This is a genomic window from Bradyrhizobium sp. URHC0002 (assembly GCF_054059515.1).
The window spans coordinates 6,880,812-6,895,111 of record NZ_JBSSCF010000001.1 but is presented as its reverse complement, the minus strand read 5'-3'; the positions used below and the strand labels follow the sequence as shown (position 1 = coordinate 6,895,111).

Below are 14,300 nucleotides of genomic sequence, written 5' to 3'. Positions count from 1 at the left end.
GTCAACGCCTTCCCTGGACGAAACGCAAAGTGACGCCGTCACCCGGATTGGCGAGCGGCGGGTCGAGCAATGTTTCGGCCGATTCCTCCGTCAACTGCGCCGCCGTCGTGGCTGCCGCGGCGGGCGATGCCATGACGCCGGCGACGGCGACCGCGCCTTCGCGCAGGATTTCAACGGTGAAGCCGGTGTCGCCCGGCATGAGCGCATAGACGAGAAGGCGACGCGCGCCTTGCGAGAGGAGAATCGGGGGCTTCTCGTCGCCCGTGGCGTCGCTGGCGATCTTGGTGCCTCTGAGCGAGAGCGAGAAATCGGCGGGCTCGCCGGCGATCTCGTCAAGCATGATGACGAGCGTTTGGGCCGGATTGGTGAAGCGCGTCGTGACGAGGCGCGAATCGGCGAGGAATTCCTTGGCGGCGATCCAGCCGGTGGTGAAGGATTCGGGACCGCGGGTCATCTTGGCGGCTTCTGAGTAAACGGAGCCGCCAGCGCACAGGCTCGTGGACCAGCCGATATAGGCAAGGCTCTGGCCGGCATGCCATCCGGCAAGACCTGAAATGGTCGCGGCGGGATCGGAGGGCGACGCCCAGACGGCAATACGCTCGGTGCCCTGCGGGATCAGCTCGGCACCACTTTCCTTGGTGACATCCGAGAGGATGGCGCCGCCGGCGCCCAGCATGGCGACGCGGGCGTCGCCTTTGAACTGAAGCGAGGGACGGCGCGCGTAACCGCTGTCGCGCCGGGCATTGGGCATCGCCAGGATGGCGACCGTGCCTGGGGCGATCTGGGAGTCAGCTGTTGCGCGGACGCTTGCGAGGCCCGCACTCAACGCCTTGAGACGTTCGAGTGCCACGGCGTCAACACCGCGTCCGGTGGAAGCCGCGGGCGCCATGCGGCCCTGAAGAGTGAGTGGCACCCCGCGATTGGCGAGCAGGGTGCCCCGGCTCAGGCCGGCGCGCGTCGCGACGCGCAGGAGCTTGGCGGGAAGACCCGCGGTCAGCATCCCATCTGCCTCGCGCATGGTGGGCGGCAGGCTTCGTGGCAGCTCCTTATCTTTCACGCTCGTGCGGCGCAGCTTCACCTCGCGGCGCGCCAGAGGCGCCAGGATGCCAACGGCGCGCGGCGCCTTCACCGAACGATCGACCTCCTTCGGGGGATCGGCCCTGGTGAGCTCGACCGACTTCGCCGGTGTCTGCTCGGCAAGGCGCTCGCCCAAGGTGCCGAGGCGCGGCGGGGCGGCGCGGTCGCCCTTGAGCGCGGCGAGCGCCACTGGCGTGTTGCCGGCATCGGCGAGCCAAGGCGCGGCGGTCGTGTAGATTTTCTCCGCTGACGGATTTGGCGGCAGGAGATCGGTGAGCTTCTTGGCGCCGGTCAAAACGCGCGAGCGGTCGTCTTTCTCGGTGACGAAGGGCAGTGGATGGCGCGGGCCGGCTTCGACCTGATTGTAGTCGATCTCGGATGGGATGGTCTGCTGGAGCTGTGCCTCGGCGACGAAGAGGGCGCCGTTCAACGCGTCGATGACCTCGCCTTCAGGAATCTTCTTGTCCTCGCGCGGCTGCACCGGGCCCCAGGCACCGATCGGGAAGGAGCCGGCCGTAGTCGAGGCGAGGCGCAGCGTACCGATGCGATCGTCGCCGGGATTGCCCTTGGGGTGGAGGCGCAGCGTGATGATCGACGACATGCTTGCGGCGCCGACGGGGGCAAGCCCCAGGATGCTGCTCGGTGCCACGTCGCGCGTCTCGGGCCCGGCGATCAGCCGGTTGGCCGGCGCGATGGTGGCGACATTGAGCTCGAATTCGCTGAAGACCTCGAAGGGCTTGGCGGGCGAGCCGTCGGCGGGGCCTTTCTCTTCGCCATTGGCACCAGTGCCGGGAGCGATGGCGCCCTTGCCGGGGAGCGAGGTCAGCAGGCGGGCGACGCCGGGGCTATCGGCCTCGAGATATTTGGTGACGAAGGCATCCCAGGAAATCGGCTCGAAACGGTTCTGGTCGGAGCCGCCGAAGCGCACGGTCAGGTCGACGGGGCCGATTTCGAAAGTCACCGAGCCGTGGAAATCAGGACCGGCGACGACGATGCGGGCACCCAAATGCACCCTGATGGTGATCTCGCCGAGCCACAGGTCGATGGTGACGCCGGCCGAGATGCGGGCATGGGCATCGCCCTCATAACGGAAGGGATCGAAATAGATGATGACATTGGCGGCAAAGGAAATATTGGCCCAGGCGGGGCCGAGCTTGGCCGAGGCTTCGAGCGCGCCGCCCGCCATCAGCGCCTCCGAGGTCAGCGCAAAATAGTTCTCGCCCTTGACCGAGATGAAGGGTGTCGCCTGCCAGCGGAAACCCAGGCGGGGCACTTGCGGGTAGCCGTCGCGGTGGAAGTTCGGGTGATAGCCGCCGAGTGTCAGCACAAACTCGCCGGCATGCTCGCCGGCGAACCACATCACGTAAGCGAAGCCGCCGGTGAGACGCACCGACTCATGCAAGAGCCAAGAGTTTTCGGTCAGCTCGGCTTGGATCCACATGACGCCGTCGCGCGTCGAGAAGCGGGCGATGAGGCCCAGTTCGATCGAGACGAGGCGAAGCTGCGGACGCGGCAGCGCCATGCGGGCGAGGCCGAGCAGGGTTAGCTCGAAACCGCCACCGAAGGAGACGGCGACCACCGCCACGCCATCGACCAGCGCGAAACTGGTGAAGCTCAAGCCGGCGGCAAGCCAGAAGCGGTCGCGGCGCATCGGGAAGGTGTTCCTGACCTTGAGCAGCTCCTGCATCGGATCGGGGCTCGCCGAAGCCGCAGGGTCGAGCGCCTTGATCATCACGAAATCGGCGAAGGTCTGGAGGCTCTCTGGAAAGATCAGGTCGCGGTTGATACCGAAGCCGCCGCCGATGCCGGTGACGAAGAAGGCGGGCGGGCCGCCGATCGGGCCGGTGACGGCGCCGAAGGCGAAGAAGGCGCTGAAACGCGCGCCGTCTGTGACACCGGTGCCATAGCCGCCATATATCGACAGACCATAGGTGGCGACCCGTGCCATCAGCATTCCGACATATTCGATGTTCGGCTCGCTGCCGAATTTACGCAGGCCGCCGCTCAGCGTGACGCCGCCGATATCGGCGCTGACGGCGAGACCGGCCAGATCGACGGCCCAGCGCGAGGCATCGAAGAGCGAAGCCCCCGAGGAGACGGTGAAGGTAATCTGCAGATCGTCGACGGCGGCGACGAGGCCGGCAATCGACACGCGGCCATCGAAGAGGACTGAAATCTTTTCAAGTTGATCCTGGCGCACGGTGACGCCGAAGCCCACCTGCTCGACATAAAGCGGACCAAAGCCCTTCTGGATCGATAGCCACCACGGCCCGTCGCCCTCGCCGGCGCGCAGCGACACGAGGACCGGGCCGCTGCCGTGCTTCTGTACCGCGAGCGCCGGGCTGAAGGCGGGGGCGAGCGCGTTGGCCCCTGAGCCGGTGTCACCCATGATGCCCTGTGCCACCGCGTTGCCGCCGCCACCGGCGCCGCCGGCGCCGACCGCGAGTTCACTCAGTTGCAGCTGAACGCCGCCCGAGAATTGTGCCTCCGAGATGTCGGCATAGAAATGCGCCGCGACCGAGCCGAGCTTGAAGACGCTGTCGAGCAGCGGGCCGGATGAACGGTGGACGCGCAATCCGATGCCGTCGACCAAAAGCGACGGCTTGAACACCGGGTTCGTGCCGCCGATGTCGAGGAAGCCGATGGTTAGCCCGGCCGGCGGCGCGCCGAGGATCCAGCGCGAGTCGGCTTCGAGCGCCACGCCGATATCGCCCGTCACGATGTCAATGCGGCCATTGACGCCCAGTGTGAGCTTGACGAGGTTTCCGTCGAGTCGCGCGCCGATGGCGATGCCGCCGCCGACATCGATCGACGGTCCGGCCGCGCCCACATTGCGCAGGAGCTGCATGAAGCGTCGAAGCAACCGGTCCGGATCGAAAAGTCCGGGATCGAGCGCCGGTGGATTGACGCCGGACTGAAGGAATACGCCTTCGAACAGCGTCTTGATCTTGGTGTTGGGCTGCGTGGTGTTCGGCACGCCGGTTTCGAGGATGTCGCTCACTGCCTGCGTGGCGAAGGCGAAGCGTGCCACAAGATCGAGAGCGAAGCGGACGAGCGCCAGCGCCACGTCCTCGGGATCGCTCGACTCGGCTGCCGCATCCTTGGCGACGAGCGCGAAGGTTCCCGCAGTGGTGTTCCAGCGGGCAAAGACGCGGTCGCTGCCGGCCGCATCCAAAGCGGTGCCGGCCTCGAGACGGGCTCCGCCCAGCGGATTGCTGCCGGCGGCGAAGGCGATGAACGGGTGAAGATCGATGCCGTTCACCGGAATCGCCGCGGGGCCGGCCATCCCGGTGAATGACTTTAAACCAGTCGTGTCGAAGGCGATCGTGGCCGCGATATTTCCGGCGAAGGGCACGGCGGCGGCATTGACCTGTAGCTCGACGTGGAAGGGCGAGGTGGCGAAATCGAGGGCAACTGGCCCGGCGGTGAGCAGCAGATGATTGGCAGGCGCAGCGATGGTGATGCCGGCGGGCAGAGCGGGAGCGATGGCAGTGGCAAGCTCGGTTAGCAGCGATTGCAGGATCAACGGCAGGCGGTCGGCAAAGCGCTGTGCGGGATTGGCAGCCCAGACTTCGAGCTTCGCGCCATCGAACTTGCTGGCGGTGCGCAGATCGAGCGCGTCGCCGACGGCGCCGACGATGCGCGCAGCTGTCGCGCCGGCCGGTGGTGCGGTGAGCTTGGCGACTTCGTCCAGGGCGAAGGGTAGGACTTGCAACGCCGCGCTGGCGATGCTGCCGAGGCCGGGTGGATCGGGATAGAGGCCGATGTCGCTGCCAGCGGCGGGGCGAATGAAAAGGCGTACCGTGTCGGTGACGGTGAGATGCGCGGCCTGCCGTCCCGCCGCCGCGCCAGGGAGGCCGGCGAAGATGTCCACGGCGGGCCGCAATGTGCCGTTGCCGGCGATGTCGACGGCGATGGTGCCGCCGAAAAGCAAGCGCGGTGGGTTGCCGGGAGGCGTCGCAAGCGCAGCGCCGTCTAGCGTCACGCCGATGCGCAGCGCGCCGGAGATGCCCGAGACGGCGAGAGTGGCGCCGTTGGCGAGGTGGATTTCGCCCGAACCGCCGCTCAAGCCAAGCAAGGTTTTCAGCGCATCGAGGAAGGCGACCGCTTTCGTCGAGGCGAGCGCGCCGGAGCCTGCGCCGAAAGCTGCGGAGCTCGTGAGATAGCCGGCTGGATTGGAGAGGAGGGCAGGCGGCACCCGCACTTGGCGCGTTTCCTCGCCCGCAGTGCCGGTGAGGAAACCCAAGGCATCGAGCACCGCATCGATGAGTGGTTTGGCGGTGCGATCGAGTTCGCGCAAGGCGTCGAGACCGATGCGAATGGCGCTCGCGACGAGGATCGATGGCAGTTCGTCAATCAGGCGGGAGATATCGGGCGTCGGCCATGCCTGGATGATCGCCGGCGTTGTCTGACCGAGACGCGGCCGCTCGACGGTGACGGTTAAAGGACTGAGATTAAGACGCAGGCAGGCGCCGGGCTCACCCAGGCGCAGTTCGCCGCCGAACGAGCCGCCTGCGGTGGTGGAGGCGGTCAGCGACCAGGACATGAGGCCAATCGTTCCCGGCGTGCCGGAGAGCGATAGGTCGACGCGGCGCTGGGCCAGGTCGAGGCTGAGGCCGGAGATCGGCGCGAGGACCGCGTTGAGCGCCGCCTGCAGCGATTGGCGCGTCGCGGCGGCCGAGACGAGGCCACGGAAATGCACATCCGGCTGATGCAGGATGCTGTCGAGGGCGCTCGCCACGAAGCCGCCGGCCGTTCCGCTACGCGCGTAGACGCCGGCCACTTCGAGAAGCGTCAGGGCAGCGGCGATCTCGGGATCGGCATCGCGCGACAATTCGCGCACCGCGCCGGAGAGCAGCACACCGACTTCCGGCAGGTTGGAGGTGACGATTTCATCGCCGCGCGCTGTCGAGCCGGCTGGACGGACGATCCAGCGGTCGCGGCGGATGTCGAAGATGCGCGGCTCATGCAGGATCACTTCAGCGGTCGACGGCCCATCGCCGCCAAGCGGCAGCATGAGATTGAATTCGAGCCAGCGCAGGTCCTGACCGGAATTGCTACCGGGCCCGCCGACGAGCCAGCCATCGGCGCGACGGATTTCGAGATGCACCAGGAGCGGGCGCAGGTCGCGGATAGCGGGAGTGGTGAGATCCGCGCCGAAGAATTCGAGCGCGGCATGCCCCCTGACAGTGACACCGGTAGCGCCGAGCGAAACAGGCAGATGGATGCCGGCGCCGAGACCGGTGACACTGAGCGGCAGCGCGGCGCGGGAATTGGCGCGGGTGCTAAGGCCGGCCGCGACAATGGCGGTGAGGGCGCGGCTGATATCGGCCACGGTGAGGCGGCCGAACACCGCATGCACGTCGAGGCCGGCGCGCGGTGCCGGTACCGGATCGGCGGGCGGCGTCAACTCATCGCCAAGTGCCGCCGCATCGGCGAGCATGATGAGTCCGCGCACGAGATCGCGGCCGAGCGCCAGATCGTCGTCGAAGGGATCCTCGTCGATCTCGCCTGGGATAAGCGCGTTGAGGAGGCGCAGCGTGCTCGCCGCCGGTTCAGCCTCAAGAACCGAAAACGCCACCGGACCGGCGGCCGTGCCGAGCGTCACGAGTGCTGTGACTTCGGCAACCGCCTGAGCGGCGCGGCGCGCGGCATGGCCAGCACCACCCTCGGCGATGAGCACCAAGCCGCCGGCAAGCGGACGGAACGGTTCGAGGATTCGCTCGAGTCGCGCCGCTTGGCCGGCGACGCCATCGACATCGCCCGCAGCAAGGCGGCAGACCGCGCGCGGGCCGAGTGCCACAAACCATTCGCCGGTCGTGGCGGCGGGCAGCGCGAAGGCGCCAGGGACGAGCGAAGGCGTCGTGAGGTCGATGATGCGGTTGGCCGGTGCATTGGTCCATGGCGCGTCTGCCGGCGATCCGGCGACGGCGACATGAATGATGGTGGCGGGAAGCGCCGTGAGCGCCTCGGAGAGATCGAAGCGCGTGGCAAGCCGGTTGTAGGCGGCATCCACCAGATGCATCGTCACGCCCGGCGGATCGCTTGACGGCGCCAGGATGCGGCCGTCGGTATTGGTCCAGCGTTCGATCAGACCACCAAAACCTGCACCAAGATCGGCGCGACCGGCGATAAAGGCGGCGATCGCGGGAACGGCTTGCGCCTCGCGGCTGATCGTCTCGGCAAGCTCACCGGGCGACAGACCTGGCTCGCCGGGATTCCACTCGCGCAGTTGCTGGGTGACGGCGGAAATGAACTCCAACGGCGGTCCGTCCGGCTCGACCCACAGGGTGAGCGCGGGCGTGCCAGGAATGGCCGAGAGCGGCAGGCGATAGGGGTCATGTGGCCGGCCGCTGCCATCGATCTGGCCGAGCGTGACGTTGGTGCCGGTGAGAACGCGGGCGAGCGGCGCCAACAGGTATTCGATGCGCGAGGCTTGGCGCAGGAGAACATCCTTGGCCCAGGCGAGGATCGCCGCCTGCGGGTCGGCGATGAGATCGGCAAGGCGAAGGCGATGAGCCGCCGCAGCGCCGCCCGGCACCGAGGGAAGCCACCCCAGAGCATCAACGAATTCGACGGCCCAGGAGGCGGGCGTCATCAGGGCGAGTCGGCCGGCAACGAATTCGACGGCGTCCCACTGCGTCGGGCTAAAGCTGGCGAACCCGGCAGAGAGATCGGGAATGTCGAGGGGCAACGCCACGCCGTTGACCGCGATCGCCGGATGGGCGGCGTTCAAACCGATCTTGAGGCCCGCCGCCGGTGTCCAGCGCACGGTAAGGCCGACGCTGTCGGCGGTCAGGCCGATAGGCGGCACCTCGATGGCGGCCGGACGAATGCCGCGGCCGCGGCCGGCGATATCGGCGGTGACCGAGGTGAGGAAGGAAGCAGGTCCGCCGTCAAGATCGATCGACAGCAGGCCCAAGGCGAGGCTCGCATCGATCCTGGTGCAGCCTAATCCCAGGCTCTCATTCTTGCCCGCGGCGGCGAGCGCCAGTTCGAGCCGGTTGCCATCCGCCGCCTTCCAGGCTTGCAGTACGAGCGGGTTGACCAACACAATGGTCCAGGGATCGGCTGGCGTGCCGGTGCCCGAGATGGCGGTAGCGATATCAGAATTGTCGGCGATGAGATCGCGCAGCGGTTCCAGCACCAGGGGAACGCCACCCGCGTGATTGAGGACGAGCTCACGCCAGTAGCCGCGCACCGCTCCCAGCGGATCACGCAGGAAGGTCGCAATATCGGTTGCGTTCAATCCCGGAATGCCGGCGGGCACGGAAAGACCGAGGATCGTGCGTAGCGATGCCTGCGCCGGTCCCAGCGCGCCCAGGACTTGATCGAGCACCTCGCCGATGACCTGCCCCGCCGCCTCGATCACGGCGCCGGGCGATGAGAGGTCGAGCACCGGATAGGGGGCGTGCGTACCCAACCTGACATTGAGGAGCGCGAGCGTCGCCGCCGGGCGACGGTTCTGATCGAGGCGCAGGCCGAAGCGAATGGCATCGACGGCGAGATCGGATGTGGCAAGAAGCGCCGTGCCACCCGCCGGGGTGCGGCCAAAGAGGCCATGGGCATCGAGCGACGGCAAGGCCACCGCGTTGCGTGTGCCGAGATCGAGGCGGAAGAGCTTCGCTTCGAGACGCGCCACGGCTTGGCCGGAACTCGCCTCGATGCCGAGGAGCGGCGTGATGGCCGGGAAGCCGCTATTGCCATCGGCGACATCGACCGACAGCGTCACGCGGCCGATACCAAAGGGCAACTCGACGCGGCCGGCATTCACGCTCGCGCCGTTCTGGAGGAGAATGGCGAGTTCGCCAAGCCAGGCATCGCGCGCCGGAGCCGAACGGAACACCGATACCGCCCAATCAGCCATGGCCTTCACGCCATGCTGGGCCAGTTGATCGAGTGGCAAGGCAGGGATCAGCGTTCCGGCGGAGAGCCCGATGAGGCGGGTGAAGGCACGCACCGCGCCGCCGGCCTGGCGGGCCTGCGTCTCGAGCAGGCCCAACGCGAGATCGAGGACGATGTCGTCGAGCTCATCGACATTGGCGAGCGACAGCGTGATGTCGCGCGGCGCTGTAGCGCCGGGCAGACGCAGGCCGCGCACCGCGATGCCGAAATCGGGCGCTGTGCCATCGGTCGGTACCTGCAGCATGAGGCCGACGCCGCGCAGATGCGCCTCGCCGGGCGGCGGCGATGCGGTGGAGACGGTAATGTCACAGGTGAAGTCGATGGTGCCACCGGCTTGGCCAAGGAGAATGGGATTGGCGACGCTGTGGCCGGCGCGGGCCGCCATGAAAAGCGGCAGGTGCAGGCTCGCCGCCGCTTCCGGGCTCTGCGAACGGACCTTGACACCGAGCCCGATGCGCATGTGATCGGTGGGCTGATCGTCGACGACGGCGAAGAACGAAACCGGCGGACTCTGGCTCTCAAACAGCGGCAGCCAGATCTGGCCCCGCGCATCGGTCTCGCGAGCGCTGCCGCCGAGCAGTTCGTCGACGACTTGCAGCAGGGCTTCGCGCTGATCGTCCTCGGCAAGGATAGAGCTCAGATAGTGACCGGGCCGGGAGAGCCAATCGTCATTGAAGCCGCTGTCGGTGACAAGACCGATGGCGTGCGCCAGTTGCTCGACATCGCCAAGGTCGGAGGCGGCGAAGCTCATTTGCCCCCCCGATCCATCTCGTGGCGGGCCATCACAAGGAGCTTCACTCCGCTGCCGCTGGCTTCGAGCCCGGCGGGAATCAGTCCGGCGCCGTCCTGGTCGACCCCCGCCGCATCGGCGAGTGCTGTCATCGCGCGCAACACCGCGGTCCAGGCGAGCGATACCAGTGCCTCGCCCCAGATCTCGACGATCTCTGGCGGTCCTGCGGGGATCGTATCGGTGGCGAAGATAAGGCCGGCAGGGCTTGCGGCCGAGCCGGTGGCGAAACTCACCATGATGGTTTGCCGACCGGCTTCCTCACAGGCGACCGGTATCTGCACATGCACCAGGCCGTCCTCGATCTTGAGCGCGATCTTCGCGATCTCGACCAGCAGTTCGTTGCCGCCATCCGACCACACGGCGCGCGGCGTTGCCGCCGCGCCGGCGGCCGCCTGGAAAATGGCGTGGAACTCTTCCGGCTTGATGGCGATCTCGCCTGCCACCTCGCTCGCCTTGAGCGGCCTGCCGACACTAAGCGCGGGGCACGACTTCCCCAGCCGTGCGACGAGTTCGCTGCAGGTGCGGGAGAGCTGTTCCTGTTGGGCCTTCTGCCAGCCGGAGCGCTCGAGAACCTTGCGGGCGTCATCAAGGAGCGTGCGCGGGGCAGCCCCATCGATCTTTCGTTCGCGCGACGCCAAGCCTTTCGCAGGTTTCGAGGCGGCAGATTCCACTTGCTGTGATTTGCGCGAGGGGACCCGCGGCAACTTCCGCGCAATCTCACGTTTCGTCGAACGATCTTTCCTGCCCGGCACGGGCCGCTTCGACTTTGCCAACACGCACCTTCCAGCCATTAAGCCGTGGGTGCCCTGCCGTCCAAAGACACGCTTCAGGGCACCTCGAAAAAGGACGCCGCGCTGCATGGGCTATCGCAAGACCAGCCCACGTGTCGGGGCAAATCAGGCCCGACGCAGTGATCGTATCGAGCAACGGGTTCGCGCTTCCCGAACCCGCAGCTCTACCTGAGATTAACCCGAATCTGCTTCAACTTCTACGCGATTCGTGACTCGCGGCCTGAATAAGGCATCGTTGAAAACCATTGTTGGTCCATACAACTGCCTTCGTCGTCAATTTCCAAACGCCGATCGAGAATGCGGGCAAGCCGGACGCTGGCCTTCTTGCTTCCTTACGACAGTTTTGTTCACGGAGGCAGTCCGGTTACCGTGTGATACATGGAGCATCCTGTGACTGCCCCAACTCTGAACACGTAACCACCGCGGATCTTGTATCCGGCTGGTGCAAGCGAAAGGCGATTTCGCAAACGATCTTGTGACCCTCATCTCCCCAAGCATACGCATCGCCGCATTGGGATACGAGAGCCAGCACGACGACCAGAAGACCGCGCATTGAGGCATCCTCCTGCGATTGAGGACGATTATCGCTCCATTCTGTGATTGCGCTATGAATTGCTTCACATTAGGCGCAGGCTTTCTCCGTTGCCGGTCTACGGGCGCTCTTGGCAACGAAAAGCCTTGCCGAAAGGTGGATCAGGGACAGCTGCTACTCAAACGCCCTTGCGTGTGGAGCATCCGAAGCGAGGCTCGATGATTGGTCCAATTTGATCATGCCGCTCACGTTCTATTGAGGCACTTGCTCCACGACGTCTGGTGGACGGCTTGTCGGCAGGCATCAGGTTGTCGGTCCCTATCTGGAGGACCGCACGACGCTGAAATTCGCCCACCTCGTTGAACGCGATCTTGGTGGTTTCATCCCGCCGCTATCTTTATAAGCAAGGTGAATACAGGTCGATAGCGGAGGGTCGCATGGCTCGGAAATTGCGAACATCAGGGCATTATGGTTTGGCCTTTGCCGGTCTGATCGCAGGCATTCTCTCTTCCACCGCCGTATCGCGTGCCGAGACCAGAGTCTCGCCGTTGGCAGCGCCGACACATCCCATGGATGGCTTGACCGCGGACGAGATACGCGCGGGCATCGACGTGCTCCGTGGCGCCGGCAAATTCGGCGATGCCGCCCGCGTCGTGTTCATCACACTGGATGAAAACGGCAAGGACGAGGTTCGGGCGTGGCGGCCGGGGCAGACATTCGCGCGCCGGGCCGTGGCGACGCTACTCAACGACGGTCATCTCTACGAGGCGCGGCTCGATCTCAAGTCGCGGAGCCTGGCCAGTTGGGACGAGATCGGGGATCGGCAATCGGCACTGACCATCGATGAGCTGATGTCCGCGGGCGAGTTGCCAAAGCTCGACCCACGATGGATCGCCGCGATGGCCAAGCGCGGCATCACGGACTTCAGGAATGTGTTGTGCCTTCCGCTTACCGTGGGCCCGGTGTTCGATCCCGCCCTCAAGGGCCACCGGCTCCTGAATGTGCCCTGCGTCGATACGACAGGCGCCGGCAATAATCTTTGGGGAAAGCCGATCGAGAACCTGATCGCGCTGGTGGACCTCAGCGCCCGGCAGGTGGTGTCGGTGACTGATCTCGGCGTGTTGCCGCCGCCCGCGAATTCGCCGTCGCATGCCTATGCCGATTCCGGAAAATATCGCGCCGTGCCGAAGCCGGTCGAGATTTCGTCGCCGCAGGGCACGAACGTGACGGTTGCGGGTGGGCAGGTCCGCTGGGACAACTGGTCGTTCCACGTTCGCCTGGAGCCGCGCGTCGGCGCGGTGCTGTCGCTGATCCGCTACGACGATCGCGGTACCCAGCGCGACATCGCTTACCAGCTTTCGGCGAGCGAGATGTTCGTTCCCTATATGGATCCGGCGCAGACATGGCAGTTCCGCGCCTATATGGACATCGGCGAATACGGCTTTGGCGTGCTGTCGAGCGAGTTGCGCCCGGGCGAGGATTGTCCCGGCAACGCGCATTTCCTCGACCTGACGATCTCGGACTCCAAGGGAGCGCCTGTGGTCTCCAGGGGCGCGGTGTGTGTTTTCGAGCGGCCGACCGGGGATCCGATCTGGCGCCACAGCGAGCTGACTAACAACACCGCAGAGGTGCGGCCGAACACCGAGCTTGTCGTGCGGATGGCGCCCGTCGTCGGCAACTACGATTATCTCGTCGACTATGTGTTCGACCGCGCCGGCAACATCGACGTGAAGCTCGGCGCGTACGGCATTGACGCCACCAAGGGCGTGGCGAGCCGGAACCTAGGTGATCCGACCGCGGCACAGGATACGGCCTACGGAACGCTGGTCGACGAATGGCTCCTCGCGGTCAATCACGACCACTACATGACGTTTCGGATCGACATGGATGTCGATGGCACCGGCAATCGTCTGGTTGAGGATCGCTTCGGCGTTCGCCGGTTGAGCGGCGAGGGTCCGCGAAAAAGCCTGTGGCAGGTCGAGACGCGTCCGGTCGCAACCGAAGGACCGGTCACCACGCCATTGAATGCGGCCCAGTTCAGGATCGAGAGCGCCGGCAAGACCAACCGGCTGGGTTATCGCACCAGCTACCAGCTCATGCCCGGCCATTCCGACGTGTCCTTGCTCGCCAAGGACGACCCGATCCAGCTTCGCGCCGGCTTCAGCGGCTACACGCTGTGGGCTTCCGCCTACGCCAGGGACGAGAAATATGCCGCGGGACTCTATCCCAACCAGAACGCGGAGGTCGATGGTTTGCCGAAATGGGTTGCCGCCAAGCGCCCGATCGAGGATCGGGACCTCGTGATGTGGTACACGGTCGGTTTCCGGCACGTGCCCCGTGCCGAGGACTGGCCCGTGATGCCGGGCCTGTGGCATGGTTTCCGCTTGCGCCCGTTCAATTTCTTCGATCGCAATCCGGCGCTCGACGTGCCGCCGATCGTCGATGCCAAGGGCGCGAAATGACCGGCCGACTGCATCGGATTGGCGCGGTCGCATGCGTTCTGCTGCCGTTGCTGGTACAGGAGGCGGCTGGCGGCGCGGCGACTTCTTCCGACGTCGCGAGCGAGGAAACGTCCTTGCTCTATCTCAGTCCGCATGACTGGGAGAGGCAACCAGCCACGCGCAAGATTGCGCTCGCGGCCGATTTCATGCGGATCTTCTGCGCCGACCAGACCATGTCGCCGGCGTCGCTCGCCGATTGCCTCGACAAGGACAGTGCCAACGGCGCGCTGTTCGAGCGCGCCATCGCCTGTGCGAGCGCCTTAGCTGGCCGCTGAGAGACCGGCGCTGATCCCCTCGGCCATTTTCGTCACATCCTCCGATGTAAGGATGAGGGGCGGCGACAGGATGATGTTGTTGCCGGACACCCGGACCATCACACCGGCCTCGTAGGCGCCGTCGGCGACCTTCGCCATCGTCTTCTTGTCCGCAGCTCTCTTGCTGTCGCGATCGACAACCAGCTCGATTGCGGCCATCAATCCCTTGCTGCGCACGTCGCCGACGCTGGGATGGCGCGCTTTAAGCTGAGCAAGCGCGCCCGCGAGGTCCTTGCCGCGACGCCGCTTGCTGCCTCTTTTTGGCATCCGACGACGCGTCCTTTGTCACGGGAGCGGTTCTCGTCGCGGATGGAGGGGGCGATCTCCAACCCAGAACCGCGCGGTGCGACGCGTGGGAGCGGCATCGTCTTTTCGTTAGCAACAGCTGAT

The 14,300-nt window shown here is 66.0% G+C and carries 6 protein-coding genes; 3 read left to right on the top strand and 3 right to left on the bottom strand.

What is annotated here, in order from left to right:
• Position 1 precedes the first annotated feature (1 nt).
• On the bottom strand, positions 2-9,733 hold the full coding sequence (locus ACVWVY_RS33670) for a DUF6603 domain-containing protein (protein ID WP_456630414.1): 9,732 nt from the start codon (positions 9,731-9,733) through the stop codon (positions 2-4).
• A complete protein-coding gene (locus tag ACVWVY_RS33665; RefSeq protein ID WP_456630413.1) occupies positions 9,730-10,410 on the bottom strand; it encodes a hypothetical protein in 681 nt (226 codons plus the stop codon). Before ACVWVY_RS33665 ends, ACVWVY_RS33670 begins: the two co-directional genes overlap by 4 nt.
• A gap of 1,122 nt (positions 10,411-11,532) precedes the next feature.
• Between ACVWVY_RS33665 and ACVWVY_RS33660 the strand changes: the two genes are divergently transcribed.
• Together ACVWVY_RS33660 and ACVWVY_RS33655 are read left to right on the top strand one after the other, a co-directional pair.
• On the top strand, positions 11,533-13,557 hold the full coding sequence (locus ACVWVY_RS33660) for a copper amine oxidase (RefSeq protein WP_456630412.1): 2,025 nt from the start codon (positions 11,533-11,535) through the stop codon (positions 13,555-13,557).
• Positions 13,554-13,871: a hypothetical protein gene (locus tag ACVWVY_RS33655; protein ID WP_456630411.1), complete on the top strand. Its 318-nt coding sequence runs from the start codon at positions 13,554-13,556 to the stop codon at positions 13,869-13,871. The genes ACVWVY_RS33660 and ACVWVY_RS33655 overlap by 4 nt, the downstream gene beginning before the upstream one ends.
• On the opposite strand, the gene ACVWVY_RS33650 is transcribed toward ACVWVY_RS33655, so the two are convergent.
• On the bottom strand, positions 13,857-14,177 hold the full coding sequence (locus ACVWVY_RS33650; RefSeq protein WP_456630410.1) for an aminotransferase class III-fold pyridoxal phosphate-dependent enzyme: 321 nt from the start codon (positions 14,175-14,177) through the stop codon (positions 13,857-13,859). The two genes, ACVWVY_RS33655 and ACVWVY_RS33650, sit on opposite strands and share 15 nt — an antisense overlap.
• Here ACVWVY_RS33650 and ACVWVY_RS33645 point away from each other — a divergent pair.
• A complete protein-coding gene (locus tag ACVWVY_RS33645; RefSeq protein WP_456630409.1) occupies positions 14,171-14,299 on the top strand; it encodes a hypothetical protein in 129 nt (42 codons plus the stop codon). The two genes, ACVWVY_RS33650 and ACVWVY_RS33645, sit on opposite strands and share 7 nt — an antisense overlap.
• Position 14,300: the final 1 nt, after the last annotated feature.